This is a genomic window from Klebsiella sp. CN_Kp097, assembly GCF_040064495.1.
Lineage (GTDB): Bacteria > Pseudomonadota > Gammaproteobacteria > Enterobacterales > Enterobacteriaceae > Klebsiella > Klebsiella aerogenes.
Genome location: NZ_JBEAIL010000022.1, coordinates 103,278 through 118,003, shown reverse-complemented (window position 1 = coordinate 118,003; position 14,726 = coordinate 103,278). Strand labels below are relative to the sequence as shown.

The following is a 14,726-nucleotide window of genomic DNA, read 5'->3' as shown; positions in this document are numbered from 1 at the left end:
TTTCAGAATTTTTCTCTTCAACCGAACCGGCTGTTTGTGTGAAGTGATTCACATCTGCCGTGTCAGTGGGTGCGCATTATAGGGAGCTGCTGAGATATAGCAAGCCTTAAAATACAAAAAACTTATCAAGCGCTCATTAATTACACTTTTCACGTTTATCCTTCTTGATATATAAATGCGAAAACCCAGTGTTCATGCGGCTTGTAGCGTAGTTACAGTCAAAATCGTTTTTGGCGAAAAAGTGATTTTTCTCGCTCTGCCGACGCCCTCACAACGCTAATGGTGAATTAAGCATCACTCTTGACCCATGACAAAGCGCCACGCTTTCCCTCCTTTCTATAATCAGAGCCGTTTCTTCCTACTGGTAATAATCTATGGCTTATCAACTCAACATTAACTGGCCCGAGTTCTTAGAGAAGTACTGGCAAAAGCAGCCGGTCGTATTAAAGAAGGCGTTCCCTAACTTCATCGACCCCATTACGCCAGACGAGCTGGCCGGGTTAGCCATGGAACCGGAAGTCGATAGCCGGCTGGTCAGCCTGGTCAACGGTAAATGGCAGGCCAGCAACGGTCCTTTTGAACATTTCGATGGGCTGGGTGAAAACGGCTGGTCATTGCTGGCCCAGGCGGTAAACCACTGGCATATGCCTGCCGCCGAACTGGTGCGCCCATTCCGCGTACTGCCGGACTGGCGTTTAGACGATCTGATGATCTCCTTCTCCGTTCCTGGCGGCGGCGTTGGCCCACATATCGATCAGTATGACGTCTTTATTATTCAGGGCATGGGGAGCCGCCGCTGGCGCGTGGGTGACAAGCTGCCGATGCGTCAGTTCTGTCCGCATCCGGCGCTGCTGCACGTTGATCCGTTCCCGCCGATTATTGATGAAGATCTGGAGCCGGGCGACATCCTCTATATTCCGCCTGGATTCCCACACGACGGAGTGACCCACGAAACGGCACTGAACTACTCCGTCGGCTTCCGTGGGCCAAACGGCCGCGACCTGATCAGCAGCTTCGCCGACTATGTGCTGGAAAACGACCTCGGCGGGGAACACTACAGCGATCCGGACCTCACCTGCCGCGACCATCCGGGCCGGGTTGAAGAGTATGAACTCGACCGTCTGCGCAACATGATGATCGACATGATTCGCCAACCCGAAGACTTCAAGCAGTGGTTCGGCAGTTTCGTCACCACGCCACGTCATGAGCTGGATATTGCGCCAGCGGAACCGGCATATGAAGAAGAGGAAGTGGTCGATGCGCTGCTGGGCGGGGAAAAGCTTTCTCGCCTGAGCGGCCTGCGCGTTCTGCATATCGGCGACAGCTTCTTCGTGCATAGCGAACAACTCGACACTACCGATGCCGGCGCGCTCGATGCGCTATGTCGCTATACCTCGTTAGGTCAAGAAGAGCTCGGCAGCGGCCTGAAAAATCCGGCGTTCGTTAGCGAACTGACGCGCCTGATTAATCAGGGCTACTGGTATTTCGAAGAGTAAGAGAACGGCAATACTGCGGGCAGCCGCCTGGCGCTGCCCGCTTGCTTTCAGCCGTTATTGCGCATATTTCGGCAACACGATAATAAAGCGAGTGGAGCGCAGATCGGACTGCACCGCCACGCTGCCGTGATGGGCGCTGACAATCGATTTTACAATCGCCAGACCGATGCCGCTGCCCTCGCCTTTGCGCTGGCGCGAGGGGTCGACGCGATAGAAACGATCAAACAGGCGCGGCAGATGCTCGGCGGCAATCGGCGCGCCGGGGTTCTCCACCACCAGGCGAATCTTCTCGGCGCTTTCGCTCAACTGAATGGTCACCGCCTGCCCGGCCGGCGTATAGCGAATCGCGTTCGACAGCAGGTTGCTGATTGCCCGCCGCAGCATCAGCGGGTCACCAATCACCCGGCAATGGCTACCGACAAAACGCAGCGCCACCTCTTTTTCTTCCGCCCACGCTTCAAAGAACTCAAACACCTTATTCACTTCCTCGGCCAGATCCAGCGCCCGTTGTTCGGGGATCAGTTGGTTATTATCCGCCTGGGCGAGGAACAGCATATCGCTGACCATCCGCGACATGCGCGAGAACTCTTCGAGATTGGAATAGAGCACCTCTTCCAGCTCCTGCTGGCTGCGGCTCTGGCTTAAGGCGATTTCGGTTTGCGTGACCAGGTTGGTAATCGGCGTACGGATTTCATGAGCGATATCGGCGGAAAAGTTCGACTGGCGGGTAAAGACATCCTCTATGCGCTCCAGCATATGGTTAAACGACAGCGCCAGCCGCTCCAGCTCGATGGGTACCGCCTGTGGGTCAAGGCGTACATCGAGATCCCGGGAGGTAATATTCTGGATCTGGCGGCTGATCTGGCGAATCGGCTTATGCCCCTGATAGACCACAAACAGCACGATGGCGATGATCAGCAGGCTGATTATCGACGCCGCGGAAATCAGCTTTGCTTTGAGCTCATTAATATAGTGCAGGTGAAAGTCGATCGATAAAGCCATCAGCAGATGCCAGGCCGGTTTACCATCCGCCTGCTTGCCCAGCGGCAACATGATTAGCCGCCAGGAGCGGGTCTCCATTTGATGATTATCATGAACCATTTCCCGCGGCTGCGGGTCGGTCCATGAAATCACATTACCGTCGCGCAACTTCATCGCCAGCCCCGGCGTGCTCATAATATGGCTGAGTTCCGGGCCGTCTGGCGACTGAAACAGAATATTGCCCTCGGCATCATCCAGACAGATAAAGACGTTAGCGTAGCCGCCAATCACGTTTTTTAAGATCTCCAACCGCCGCTCCTGCGGATAGTCGGCATGGTTGAGCACCGTCTCAAGCGTGGTACTGAGCTGCTTGAGGTCGTGAACGTCGCGCTCTTCAAAGTGGGCCTTCACCGAATGGATCATGATCCAGGTGAAGGCAAAGAAAGCGATGATGGTGGCGAGGCTGATAAAGAAGGTCAGCCGGGTGGCCAACGAAAAGGGGCGCTTAGCGGCCATCCGGCACCTCAAGCATATAGCCGACGCCGCGCACGGTCTGGATAAGCTTCGGCTCGAAGTCGTTATCGATTTTGGCGCGCAGCCGCTTCACCGCCACGTCGATGGCGTTAGTGTCGCTGTCGAAATTCATATCCCACACCTGCGACGCGATCAGCGAACGGGGTAGCACCTCGCCCTGATGGCGCAAGAAGAACTCCAGCAGGGTAAACTCTTTGCTGGTCAGGGTGATACGAGTCGCGCCGCGCGTCACCTTGCGGCTCACCAAATCAACGCTGAGATCGGCCGCCTGAAACTGGCTTTCTACTATTACCGCCGCCCCGCGACGCAGCAGAGTGCGCACCCGCGCCAGCAGTTCCGCAAAAGCAAAGGGCTTCACCAGATAATCGTCGGCGCCCAGCTCCAGCCCCTTCACCCGATGCTCGATAGTGCCAAGCGCGGTGAGCAGCAGGATCGGCATCCCTTTATTGGCGGCGCGCAGCATGCGCACGATATCCCAGCCGTTGACGTCCGGCAGCATGATATCGAGGATCAGCAGATCGTAGTCGCTGGTCATCGCCAGGTGATAACCGTTAAGGCCGTTGTCGGCCAGGTCGACGACGAATCCGGCTTCGGTAAGCCCTTTGGTCAGGTACTCCCCGGTTTTCTTCTCATCTTCGACAATCAAAATCTTCACGGCTGGCTCCTTCACGCGCGCTCTGTGCGGGTATTCAATTTTAGAGGAGCCCCTCCGGATAGCAATGAAATATCAGGAAAATGACAGCTTTGTCATTTTCCTGTCACGCGTTGAACAGAGCCCGCTGCGTAAAGTATCCGCCATTGATAAATCGCTAAAAACCGTCTGTCGCCATGCGCCCAATAAAGCTTCTTACTCTCAGCGTGATATTCGCCTTAACCGGCTGTTTGTCACTTGCTCCGGACTACCAGCGCCCCGCCGCGCCGGTACCGCAGCAGTTCTCTCTCAGCCAGAACAAACTGGTTACCACGACGGCGGGCTACCAGGAGACCGGTTGGCGCACCTTTTTCGTCGACCCACAGGTAAAAAGCCTGATTAGTACCGCGCTGACCAACAACCGCGATCTACGGATGGCGACGCTGAAAGTGCAGGAAGCCCGCGCCCAGTACCGGGTGACCGACGCCGACCGCTACCCGCAGCTTAACGGCGACGGCAGCACCACCTATGGCGGCAAGCTCAAAGGCGACACCACCACCAGCAGCGATTATGCCGCCGGCTTGAATCTCAGCTACGACCTCGACTTCTTTGGCCGGTTGAAAAACCTTAGCGAGGCCGACCGGCAGAACTTCTTCGCCAGCGAAGAGGCGCGGCGCGCGGTGCATATCCTGTTGATTGCTAACGTTTCACAAAGCTACTTCAACCAGCGGCTGGCGGCGGCGCAGCTACAGGTGGCGAACGACACCTTGCAGAACTATCAGCAGTCTTACGCCTTCGTTGAAAAGCAGCTGCTGACCGGCAGCACCACCGTGCTGGCGCTGGAACAGGCGCGCGGGATGATCGAAAGCACCCGCGCCGATATCGCCAAACGGCAAGGTCAACTGGCGCAGGCCAATAACGCCCTGCAGCTACTGCTCGGCAGCTATCAACGGCTGCCGGACGATAGCGCCAGCAGCGCGGTGGACCTGAAAGGCGTAACCCTGCCGCCGTCGCTCTCCTCAGAGATCCTGTTGCAGCGGCCGGATATTTTAGAGGCCGAACACAGCCTGCTGGCGGCCAACGCCAACATCGGCGCCGCGCGGGCGGCCTTCTTCCCGTCGATTACCCTGACCAGCTCGCTCTCTGGCAGCAGCAGCGAGCTCTCCAGCCTGTTTAACGCCGGCAGCGCGATGTGGAACTTCATCCCCAAAATTGAACTGCCGATTTTCAACGCCGGGCGTAATCAGGCCAACCTCGATCTGGCGGAAATCCGCCAGCAGCAGCAGGTGGTCAACTATGAGCAAAAAATACAGTCCGCCTTTAAGGAGGTGGCCGACGCGCTGGCCCTGCGCCAAAGCCTGGCCGATCAGATTGCCGCCCAGCAGCGCTATCTCGCTTCACTAAATATCACCCTGCAGCGCGCTACTGCGCTCTATCGTCACGGCGCGGTCAGCTACATCGAAGTCCTGAGCGCCCAGCGCGACATTTTCACCACCCGACAAACCCTGCTGGAACTCAACTATTCCCGTCAGGCGAATGAAATCACCCTGTTCACCGCTCTCGGCGGCGGCTGGATGGAATAACCCGAGGAGTTTTGATTATGAATTCACTGTCTAAAATCGCCCTGTTCACCCTGCTCTCTGGCGCAGTGTTCGCGGCCCAAGCTGCCGAACCGCACGCCGGCATGGCGATGCATGAACAACCCGCCGCCGCGCAGACGCAAAGCATCACTGGTAAAGGCGTCATTAAAGCCATTGATATGGATAGTAAAAAAATCACTATCGCCCACGAGGCCATCCCGGCGGTGAACTGGCCGCCGATGACCATGCGCTTCACCATCACCCCGCAGACGCAGCTCAACAATGTGAAGGATGGCGACAGCGTGGACTTCACCTTCGTTCAGCAGGGCAATCTGTCGCTGTTACAGGATATCCGCGCCCAATAACGGCCCGGCGACGGTAGCCTACCTCAACAACTGAATGGACGACACATGGCATCCCTGACACTGAAAAATACGGCGCTGATCCTCGGCAGCATGCTGGTTGGCGGCGCGCTTACCGCGGCGCTGTATACCCGACTGACGCCGACCCACGCTGCCGCTCCGGCGGCCGAGCAGCAGCGTAAAGTGCTGTTCTGGTACGACCCGATGTACCCGAATACTCGCTTTGATAAACCGGGTAAATCGCCGTTTATGGATATGGACCTGGTGCCGAAATACGCCGATGAGGAGAGTGCCGCCGCCGGTGCGCCGGGGGTGCGTATCGACCCGACGCAGACCCAGAATCTCGGCGTAAAAACCGCCGCGGTCACCCGCGGGCCGCTGCGCTACGCCCAGACCTTCCCGGCCAACATCAGCTATAACGAGTACCAGTACGTGATTATGCAGGCGCGGGCGGCGGGCTTTATTAATAAAGTCTATCCGCTGACCGTCGGCGACAAAGTGAAACAAGGCACGCCATTAATCGAACTGACCATCCCGGACTGGGTGGAAGCGCAGAGCGAATATCTTTTATTGCAGGAGACCGGGGGCACCGCCACGCAGGTCGAGGGGATCCTTGAGCGTCTACGCCTCGCCGGAATGCCAGATGACGATATCCGCCGCCTGAAAACCACGCGTAAAATCCAGACCCGCTTTACTCTCAAAGCACCGATCGATGGCGTTATTACCGCCTTCGATCTGCGCGCAGGAATGAATATCGCCAAAGATAATGTGGTGGCGAAAATTCAGGGCATGGACCCGGTGTGGGTCACCGTGGCGGTGCCGGAATCCATCGCCTGGCTAATTAAAGACGCCTCGCAGTTCGCCATTCAAGTTCCCGCCTGGCCGGGCAAAACCTTCAGCATCAACAAATGGACCATTCTCCCCAGCGTCGATAGCGCCACCCGTACCCTGCAGCTACGCCTGCAGGTCAACAACCCGGATGAAGCGCTGAAGCCGGGGATGAACGCCTATCTGCAACTGACCAGCGAAAGCGCCCCAATGTTGCTGATCCCATCAAAAGCGTTGATCGACAGCGGCAGCGAGCAGCGGGTGATTACCGTAGATAACGAGGGCCGCTTCGTGCCGAAAATCGTGCAGGCATTCCATGAATCCAATGGCGTTACGGCCATTCGCAGCGGTCTGCAGGAGGGCGAAAAAGTCGTCGCCAGCGGCCTGTTCCTGATCGACTCGGAAGCCAATATCTCCGGCGCGCTGGAGCGCATGCGCGCGAAGGCTCCTGATGTCACGGCTCCTGCCGCCCACGCGCACTGAGGAACGGAACAATGATTGAATGGATTATCCGCCGCTCGGTGGCCAACCGCTTCCTGGTGATGATGGCGGCGCTGTTTCTCAGCATCTGGGGGACCTGGACCATCATCCACACCCCGGTAGACGCTCTGCCGGACCTCTCTGATGTACAGGTGATCGTCAAAACCAGCTATCCGGGGCAGGCGCCGCAGATCGTCGAAAACCAGGTCACCTGGCCGCTGACCACCACCATGCTGTCAGTCCCCGGCGCCAAAACGGTGCGCGGCTTCTCGCAGTTTGGCGACTCCTACGTGTATGTGATTTTTGAAGACGGCACCGATCCTTACTGGGCGCGCTCGCGGGTGCTGGAGTATCTCAACCAGGTGCAGGGCAAACTGCCCGCCGGGGTCAGCGCCGAAATGGGCCCGGACGCCACCGGCGTTGGCTGGGTCTTCGAGTACGCGCTGGTCGACCGCAGCGGCAAACATGACCTCGCCGAACTGCGCTCGTTGCAGGACTGGTTCTTAAAATATGAGCTAAAAACCATTCCTAACGTCTCGGAGGTTGCTTCGGTGGGCGGCGTGGTCAAGGAGTACCAGATTGTCGTCGACCCGATGAAGCTGACCCAGTACGGCATCAGCCTCGGTGAAGTGAAATCGGCGCTGGACGCCTCTAACCAGGAGGCGGGCGGCTCTTCCGTCGAACTGGCGGAAGCCGAATATATGGTGCGCGCCAGCGGCTACCTGCAGACGCTCGACGACTTCAAAAATATCGTACTGAAAACCAGCGATAACGGCGTGCCGGTCTATCTCGGCGACGTCGCGCGGGTGCAGATCGGCCCGGAGATGCGCCGCGGTATTGCCGAGCTTAACGGCGAGGGCGAAGTTGCCGGCGGCGTGGTGATCCTGCGCTCCGGCAAGAATGCCCGCGAGGTGATCTCGGCGGTCAAAGAGAAGCTGGCGTCACTGCAAAGCAGCCTGCCGGAAGGGGTTGAAGTGGTTACCACCTACGACCGCAGCCAGCTTATCGACCGCGCCATCGACAACCTCAGCTACAAGCTGCTGGAAGAGTTTATCGTTGTCGCGCTGGTCTGCGCCCTGTTCCTGTGGCACGTGCGCTCGGCGCTAGTGGCGATTATCTCGCTGCCGCTCGGCCTGTGCTTCGCTTTTATTATGATGCATTTCCAGGGGCTCAACGCCAACATCATGTCGCTGGGCGGGATCGCCATTGCGGTGGGGGCGATGGTCGATGCCGCCATCGTGATGATTGAGAACGCCCATAAGCGGCTGGAAGAGTGGGAACATCAGCACCCGGGAGAGAAGCTAAGCAACGACATCCGCTGGAAAATCATTACCGATGCGTCGGTGGAGGTCGGCCCGGCGCTGTTTATCAGCCTGCTGATCATTACTCTGTCGTTTATCCCGATTTTCACCCTCGAAGGCCAGGAGGGCAAACTGTTCGGCCCGCTAGCCTTCACCAAAACCTGGTCGATGGCCGGGGCGGCGCTGCTGGCGATCGTGGTGATCCCGATCCTGATGGGCTTCTGGATCCGCGGCAAGATCCCGGCGGAAAACAGCAATCCGCTGAACCGCTTTTTGATCCGCATTTATCACCCACTGCTGCTGAAGGTACTGCACTGGCCGAAGACTACCCTGCTGATTGCGCTTCTGTCGATCCTGACGATTGCCTGGCCGCTTAACCGGGTCGGCGGCGAGTTTCTGCCGCAGATTAATGAAGGCGATCTGCTGTATATGCCGTCAACGCTGCCGGGGATCTCCGCTGCGCAGGCGGCGGATATGCTGCAGAAGACCGATAAGCTGATCATGACGGTGCCGGAAGTGGCAAGGGTGTTCGGCAAAACCGGCAAGGCCGAAACCGCCACCGACTCGGCGCCGCTGGAGATGGTAGAGACCACGATTCAGCTCAAGCCACAGGATCAATGGCGGCCGGGGATGACCATGGAGAAGATCGTCGAGGAGCTGGATAAAACCGTACGTCTACCCGGGCTGGCGAACCTGTGGGTGCCGCCGATCCGCAACCGCATCGACATGCTCTCCACCGGCATCAAGAGCCCGATCGGCATTAAAGTTTCCGGCACTAATCTGGCCGATATCGACGCCATCGCCGAACAAATTGAAGTGGTGGCGCGCACCGTGCCGGGGGTCACGTCAGCGTTAGCCGAGCGGCTGGTCGGCGGGCGCTACCTCAACATTGATATTCAGCGTGAGAAGGCGGCCCGCTACGGCATGACCGTCGGCGATGTGCAGCTGTTCGTCTCGTCCGCCATCGGCGGCGCGATGGTTGGCGAAACGGTAGAGGGCGTCGAGCGATATCCGATCAACATCCGCTACCCGCAGAGCTATCGCGACAGCCCGGAGACCCTGCGCCAGCTGCCGATCCTCACGCCGCTGAAGCAGCAGATCGTGCTCGGCGACGTCGCCGAGGTTAAGGTCGTTACCGGGCCATCGATGCTGAAGACCGAGAACGCCCGCCCGACCAGTTGGATCTACATCGACGCTCGCGACCGCGACATGGTGTCGGTGGTACGCGATCTGCAGCAGGCTATCGGCAAAGAGGTGAAGCTGAAGCCGGGCATCAGCGTCTCCTACTCCGGGCAGTTTGAGCTGCTGGAACGCGCCAATCAGAAGCTGAAGCTGATGGTGCCGATGACGCTAATGATTATCTTCGTGCTGTTGTACCTGGCGTTCCGCCGCTTCGGCGAGGCGTTGCTGATTATCACCAGCGTGCCGTTCGCCCTCGTCGGCGGGATCTGGTTCCTCTACTGGATGGGGTTCCATTTGTCGGTGGCCACTGGTACCGGCTTTATCGCCCTTGCCGGGGTGGCGGCGGAGTTTGGCGTGGTGATGCTGATGTACCTGCGCCACGCCATTGAGGCGGAGCCATCGCTGGAGAACCCGCAAACCTTCAGCGCCGATAAGCTCGACGAGGCGCTGTATCAGGGCGCGGTACTGCGCGTGCGGCCAAAGGCGATGACCGTGGCGGTGATTATCGCCGGCCTGCTGCCGATTTTATGGGGCACTGGCGCCGGGTCGGAAGTGATGAGCCGTATCGCCGCGCCGATGATTGGCGGGATGATCACCGCGCCGCTGCTGTCGCTGTTTATCATTCCGGCGGCATATAAGCTGATGTGGTTGTACCGGCATCGGGGCAAGCGCGGAGAATAAGTAAAGGCAGGCCCGTTGGTATTTCACCGGCGGGCCTTTTAATTATTAGACCCACAAGCAATTACCTCATTTAACCCTCACCCGCTCTCATATTATCTCATCCTCTGCGCCAATCGGCCTTCACGCCACGTTATTCCCTTTAGCTTCATTGATTTTCCTGCTCACCCTGACTGCGTATTTATCACGCAGAGAAAAGGTGGGCCTTAATTCAATGAGCGCTATCGATGAACCTGAATCCTTTTCCACCCTGTTTATTTTTGCTGTTATTACTTTCTGCCCTGAATACGATATCACCCTGCCATGCCGCGACAGCAAAGGTGGATAATTGCGAAGTTGGCTGCCCAACCGGCGGCAGCCAACAGACGCTCTTCCGCGCGGCCTACACGCTGAACAATAACCCCAGTCGTAAACTGGCCAACTGGGTAGCGTATAAAATCACCCGTGCCAGCGAGGCCAGCAACCGTGAGAGAGTGTGGAAGCAGGACCCCGATTTACCCGCTGCCGATACCCTGGCGCCCGCCGATTATCGCCGGGCCAACACCTTACTGGCGGTCGATCGCGGCCATCAGGCACCGCTGGCGAGCCTCGGCGGCGCGGAGGACTGGCCTGCGCTGAACTATCTGTCGAATATCACCCCGCAGGAAGCGGCGCTGAATCAGGGAGCATGGGCGCGGCTGGAAGACGCGGAGCGCGCGTTAGCCGGGCGCCCGGAGGTGACGGCGGTTTATTCGGTTACCGGACCGCTGTTCGAACGGCATATTGCCACCCTGCCCGCCGCGCCGGGCGTGGAGATCCCCAGCGGTTACTGGAAGATTATTTTCCTCGATAGCGGCCCACAGAGCGGCCAGTACGCGGCATTCGTGCTGGACCAGGCAACGCCGCGCGATGCTAATTTTTGCGACCATCAGGTGACGGTGGCGGAGATTGAGCGCCGCACCAGTCCGCATTTGACGCTGTGGTCGGCACTGCCGGCGGCCGTTGCCACAACGCTAAAAACGCAGCCGGGGAGGTTGGCGCGGGAAATGGGTTGCAGGTAGGGAACGGAGGGGTAAAGTTGTCGACCTGTCGCGATTAACAATCGGCGTCTTACCGCCAGCCAGCAAACCAGGTATAGTTGCCGTCTCTGCCACCGCTAAGCGCTGTTGATATCGTATGAAGCTCGGTTATTTTTGTTACTTCCTGCTGGCCCTTGCCGCCGTCGGCAGCCTGTTGCTGCCCAATTCCATCGCCATGTGGTTCCTGCTGGCGAACGTGCTAACCTGGCTTATCTACGGCATCGATAAATTAGCCGCCCGTAAAGCCTGGAGCCGGATCCCGGAATCCACCCTGCTGACGTTCGGCCTGCTTGGTGGATGGCCGGGCGCGATTGCCGGGCAGCAGTGTTTTCGCCACAAAACCCAGAAGCAGCCATTCAGAACATATTTCATTATTAGCATCGTGCTGAATGTTGTGGTGCTGGTTGGCGGGTATTGGCTGTACCGGGATTATGGGGTGTAGGGTTGGTGACCTGCCCGCTAGTGGTTATGAGCCTGATTCCTGCGAGTTTAATACGTATCCCGAATGTCGCACATTAATCCTCTCGTTTGCAGGCATTCAAAATAGCTCTAAATTGTAACGGTATATAGTATTGTTTCTTATGCCAACGTAATCGACAGGGGAAAGACTTTATCCGGAAAAATTTGCAGCCGAATTAGTGCGGTTGGTGGATGGATAACGCTCTCATTCGTTAAACGGCGTGATTAAACCGATACTGAAATTCACATAAAAAGTGCCATCGGATGATCTTATTGTCGAGTTGGTGCGAAGGCCGGACTCGAACATCGCATTTAACCCTATGTTAAGGAGCAATAAAATTTAAAAGACAATTTTCAGTACCAACAAATATACCAACAGTCCCATTCAGTGATTATCGAACAGCGTGATAACTCATTAGTATACCTACAGCTTAAATCTCTTAACGAGCTGTTGGCAAGAACAACTCTGACATTCCGTATAAGGAAGCTAAAGTAATATTAGATAGAAATGGCGTGTCAGTTATTGTCCCCCTAGGTCATGCGCGAAGTCAGTGTTCCACTTCATAGCCGGAACCGTATCGATGTGGTTGCGTACGGAAACTCTCTGCACGATGCTGACAGCTACTACCTCATACGGGCTTTTGAAAGTGAACAACAGATGAAAAGCATTCTTGATGATTTCTATGCGAGTGCGGGTTGGCGCAGTGGCCCATGAGAAGCAATCATCAGTCGAATTGAACTCAGTTTAAAATCAGTTCTATCACTACCACAAAGCGGTATTGATGGATTGAGATATAGCGAGCAAAGGGGGATGCGCTGTTCATGGGGTATCCTTCCGCAGTACAGAATTTAAACCGAATTATCATAATTAACTGATAAATAAGTGTATTTTTAAAATCCCGTTCCCGCCTCTAAAAATAGCACTTTTTGCTAAAGCCCTCTAAGCCCCATCTTGTAACAGCATTCAATCTATTCCTTTCTGATTTGTACAAAAAACACTCATTTACGCAATAATTCCGAAAAAACAGGTGTTGATTGTCATAAGCGATATTTGAATAATAACCTCATCAAAACAACGACGAGGAAATATATGAACGAAAGAAAAAGATTTATCCGTTTACCTGAAGTATTAAATAGAACTGGCCTTTGTAAGGCTTGGATTTATCGCCTGATTAGTCGTAATGAATTCCCGGCCCAAGTAAAACTTGGTGAAAGAGCAATAGCATTCTTAGAGAGTGATATTGATAAGTGGATTGATGAAAAGATTTCTTTATCACGTAATAAAGTAGCATAAAAAGCAAAATCACAATGGTTTCGGTACAGCCAGTTAGTCTATTAACCAAAAAACATAAAGCAGGAGGTCATATGTAAACACAATCGAACTTAGCATCAGCATAAAACAAAAAATATAATCTGCTCTCAAATAATGCATGAAAGTGTAGGGGGCTATACATTCAAAAAAAATAAGGAGTAACCATATGAATACTGAAGAACTAAATAACATTAAGGACTCATCGACTAAAGCTTTTACTGCTATGGCGAAGAATCTTTATATCACAGGAATACGTATATATAAAGAACAAGAAGAGCATGAGATATTGGCAGCCATAATGTTAGATAGCAACAGAACGGAGTCATATATTTTGCATGTTAAAGAATATCTGGCAAAACGCTTTGATGAACATATGGAAGAAGCTGGTAAAAGAGAAAGACTTATCTATGTTGATATGGATAAAGTTATGTTTGAAATGAGATATGTGCATACTAAAGCATTACTTTTTAGTATGAGTTAATAATAGCATATTCGGCCCTGAAAGGGGCTAATAAAAAACAATGAATTAAATAAGCATTTAACTATGAGGGTATAAATATGTCTAAAGAAAGTATTGCTAGTAATAAATCAACTGAACTGTTCTATGACCTTGCTTGTAGGTCGTTTACAGCAAGTTGGGAAATGTTCATGGAAGTCAATGGTGATGGGGACGCAAATGATTATCTGGATGACCCCGGTTTCATGAGTCTATTTAATATTTATGTTATTGACCATATTCAGAATAACTTTGAGAGATTCACAGCCCAAGAAGGAAACAGTGGCGATATTCATGAAGTTAACTTTGAACAAGTCGCTGCCATGTTAGCAGGATATTCAGAAAGCTTTAGAAAATGATGTTCAATCTTGCCCCGCAAGGGGCTAACCAAAAATATAAGAGGGAAATATAAATGACAAATAAAATATCTGTCACAGTAAGTATGTTGTGCGAAGAAACCCCTGAAGTAATGAATACTATTCAAGAACGTTTTGAAGTGTATGTTGCCATTACTGGATATTCAGTAGAAGAAATCATGGATGACCACAAATTGCTTGACGAGTTAAATCGATTTATTAATAACGAACTAGTTAATGATTTAGGGTTGGAATATGGTTCCGTTATCATCAATATCGGTTATAACAACTAATTATTTTTACTAACTATTAACATAATGAAAGGATTAAAGATGAAAGAGATTATATTGAACAGTAATGAGGAAACAAAAAACGAACTTATTGCCAACATCTTACAAGTATACAGTAATGAAATATATGCCATTTATGAAAAACATCCTGAAACAGCAATCGATATTTTGAATGATGGATTCCTTTCAAGCATCACATATGATGTTTTGATAACTCGTGAGATGAAGAAATACTCTATCAAAAATGATGTGTCTGATATTAATACAAGAGATTTAAAAGCCACAATATTGTATTGGCATCAAGAACACATCATTGAACTTGTTTCAAAAAATATAAATCAGGATGAAAATGAAGATCCGATTTACTGGAAGCTAAAAATGACAGTTGTTTGATATTTAGATGTAATGAGTATTCCCTCGAAAGAGGGAAATAACATGAATGATTAAACTAAGGGGTTTAATATGATTGATGAATTCCACGTTATGTATATGTATAGAAAAATCCAAGCTGAAGCGGCTATCACTGATATAAAGACATTGAACCAACTCTTGAAGAAGTTCCGCAAGGTAGTAGCGGAACGGCAGAAAGAATACTATCTGGAGATTGGTGAGAAAAAGGCACGTAAGTTAAAAATGAAAAAAATCCTCAAATTGATGGAGAAGGATAGGATATCACCAGAGGATCTCATTGATTGGCAGTAG

The 14,726-nt window shown here is 53.4% G+C and carries 15 protein-coding genes and 1 pseudogene; 14 read left to right on the top strand and 2 right to left on the bottom strand.

The genetic code is table 11. The features are described 5' to 3' along the window. Positions 1-374 precede the first annotated feature (374 nt). Positions 375-1,496: a cupin domain-containing protein gene (locus ABLV07_RS19015; protein ID WP_015704249.1), complete on the top strand. Its 1,122-nt coding sequence runs from the start codon at positions 375-377 to the stop codon at positions 1,494-1,496. A 54-nt stretch (positions 1,497-1,550) separates the two neighbouring features. Here the strand turns inward: ABLV07_RS19015 and ABLV07_RS19010 are convergent, their stop codons facing one another. Together ABLV07_RS19010 and cusR are read right to left on the bottom strand one after the other, a co-directional pair. Then, entirely contained in the window at positions 1,551-2,993 is a 1,443-nt protein-coding gene (locus ABLV07_RS19010) for a Cu(+)/Ag(+) sensor histidine kinase (protein WP_045360190.1), read from the bottom strand. Next, positions 2,983-3,666 (bottom strand): copper response regulator transcription factor CusR, encoded by a 684-nt coding sequence (gene cusR / locus ABLV07_RS19005; protein WP_008807068.1) that lies wholly within the window; start codon positions 3,664-3,666, stop codon positions 2,983-2,985. The genes ABLV07_RS19010 and cusR overlap by 11 nt, the downstream gene beginning before the upstream one ends. Positions 3,667-3,839: 173 nt before the next feature. Between cusR and ABLV07_RS19000 the strand changes: the two genes are divergently transcribed. From ABLV07_RS19000 to ABLV07_RS18940, 13 genes and pseudogenes are all read left to right on the top strand, one after another. Beyond that, the gene (locus ABLV07_RS19000) at positions 3,840-5,225 is read left to right on the top strand and encodes an efflux transporter outer membrane subunit (RefSeq protein ID WP_032706755.1); all 1,386 of its coding nucleotides are present in this window, start codon (positions 3,840-3,842) and stop codon (positions 5,223-5,225) included. 17 nt (positions 5,226-5,242) lie between these two features. Further along, on the top strand, positions 5,243-5,587 hold the full coding sequence (gene cusF / locus ABLV07_RS18995) for a cation efflux system protein CusF (protein ID WP_015368490.1): 345 nt from the start codon (positions 5,243-5,245) through the stop codon (positions 5,585-5,587). A gap of 45 nt (positions 5,588-5,632) precedes the next feature. Then, positions 5,633-6,895, top strand: coding sequence for an efflux RND transporter periplasmic adaptor subunit (locus ABLV07_RS18990; protein ID WP_015368491.1), 1,263 nt, complete (start codon positions 5,633-5,635; stop codon positions 6,893-6,895). A gap of 11 nt (positions 6,896-6,906) precedes the next feature. Next, a complete protein-coding gene (locus tag ABLV07_RS18985) occupies positions 6,907-10,056 on the top strand; it encodes a CusA/CzcA family heavy metal efflux RND transporter (protein ID WP_348853671.1) in 3,150 nt (1,049 codons plus the stop codon). A 278-nt stretch (positions 10,057-10,334) separates the two neighbouring features. Beyond that, complete coding sequence (locus ABLV07_RS18980) at positions 10,335-11,093, top strand: DNA/RNA non-specific endonuclease (protein ID WP_227502770.1); 759 nt, start codon at positions 10,335-10,337, stop codon at positions 11,091-11,093. A gap of 115 nt (positions 11,094-11,208) precedes the next feature. Then, positions 11,209-11,553: a DUF1294 domain-containing protein gene (locus ABLV07_RS18975; RefSeq protein ID WP_015368495.1), complete on the top strand. Its 345-nt coding sequence runs from the start codon at positions 11,209-11,211 to the stop codon at positions 11,551-11,553. Between the two features lie 555 nt (positions 11,554-12,108). Continuing rightward, positions 12,109-12,423: pseudogene (locus ABLV07_RS18970) on the top strand (NIPSNAP family protein). Positions 12,424-12,660: 237 nt separating this feature from the next. Next, the gene (locus tag ABLV07_RS18965; protein ID WP_021535617.1) at positions 12,661-12,864 is read left to right on the top strand and encodes an AlpA family transcriptional regulator; all 204 of its coding nucleotides are present in this window, start codon (positions 12,661-12,663) and stop codon (positions 12,862-12,864) included. A 184-nt stretch (positions 12,865-13,048) separates the two neighbouring features. Next, on the top strand, positions 13,049-13,363 hold the full coding sequence (locus ABLV07_RS18960) for a hypothetical protein (protein ID WP_038435616.1): 315 nt from the start codon (positions 13,049-13,051) through the stop codon (positions 13,361-13,363). A 77-nt stretch (positions 13,364-13,440) separates the two neighbouring features. After that, positions 13,441-13,737, top strand: a complete 297-nt coding sequence (locus ABLV07_RS18955) for a hypothetical protein (protein WP_143992401.1) — start codon at positions 13,441-13,443, stop codon at positions 13,735-13,737. A 53-nt stretch (positions 13,738-13,790) separates the two neighbouring features. Then, on the top strand, positions 13,791-14,027 hold the full coding sequence (locus ABLV07_RS18950; protein ID WP_038435614.1) for a hypothetical protein: 237 nt from the start codon (positions 13,791-13,793) through the stop codon (positions 14,025-14,027). A 39-nt stretch (positions 14,028-14,066) separates the two neighbouring features. Continuing rightward, positions 14,067-14,417, top strand: coding sequence for a hypothetical protein (locus tag ABLV07_RS18945; protein WP_348853672.1), 351 nt, complete (start codon positions 14,067-14,069; stop codon positions 14,415-14,417). A 69-nt stretch (positions 14,418-14,486) separates the two neighbouring features. Further along, entirely contained in the window at positions 14,487-14,726 is a 240-nt protein-coding gene (locus ABLV07_RS18940) for a DNA-binding protein (RefSeq protein ID WP_348853673.1), read from the top strand.

Bases quoted from the DNA above. Each gene is read 5' to 3' on its own strand.
- ABLV07_RS19015 (WP_015704249.1), top strand. From the start codon at position 375: ATGGCTTATCAACTCAACATTAACTGGCCCGAGTTCTTAGAGAAGTAC.
- ABLV07_RS19010 (WP_045360190.1), bottom strand. From the start codon at position 2,993: ATGGCCGCTAAGCGCCCCTTTTCGTTGGCCACCCGGCTGACCTTCTTT.
- ABLV07_RS19000 (WP_032706755.1), top strand. From the start codon at position 3,840: ATGCGCCCAATAAAGCTTCTTACTCTCAGCGTGATATTCGCCTTAACC.
- cusF (WP_015368490.1), top strand. From the start codon at position 5,243: ATGAATTCACTGTCTAAAATCGCCCTGTTCACCCTGCTCTCTGGCGCA.
- ABLV07_RS18990 (WP_015368491.1), top strand. From the start codon at position 5,633: ATGGCATCCCTGACACTGAAAAATACGGCGCTGATCCTCGGCAGCATG.
- ABLV07_RS18985 (WP_348853671.1), top strand. From the start codon at position 6,907: ATGATTGAATGGATTATCCGCCGCTCGGTGGCCAACCGCTTCCTGGTG.
- ABLV07_RS18975 (WP_015368495.1), top strand. From the start codon at position 11,209: ATGAAGCTCGGTTATTTTTGTTACTTCCTGCTGGCCCTTGCCGCCGTC.
- ABLV07_RS18965 (WP_021535617.1), top strand. From the start codon at position 12,661: ATGAACGAAAGAAAAAGATTTATCCGTTTACCTGAAGTATTAAATAGA.
- ABLV07_RS18960 (WP_038435616.1), top strand. From the start codon at position 13,049: ATGAATACTGAAGAACTAAATAACATTAAGGACTCATCGACTAAAGCT.
- ABLV07_RS18955 (WP_143992401.1), top strand. From the start codon at position 13,441: ATGTCTAAAGAAAGTATTGCTAGTAATAAATCAACTGAACTGTTCTAT.
- ABLV07_RS18950 (WP_038435614.1), top strand. From the start codon at position 13,791: ATGACAAATAAAATATCTGTCACAGTAAGTATGTTGTGCGAAGAAACC.
- ABLV07_RS18945 (WP_348853672.1), top strand. From the start codon at position 14,067: ATGAAAGAGATTATATTGAACAGTAATGAGGAAACAAAAAACGAACTT.
- ABLV07_RS18940 (WP_348853673.1), top strand. From the start codon at position 14,487: ATGATTGATGAATTCCACGTTATGTATATGTATAGAAAAATCCAAGCT.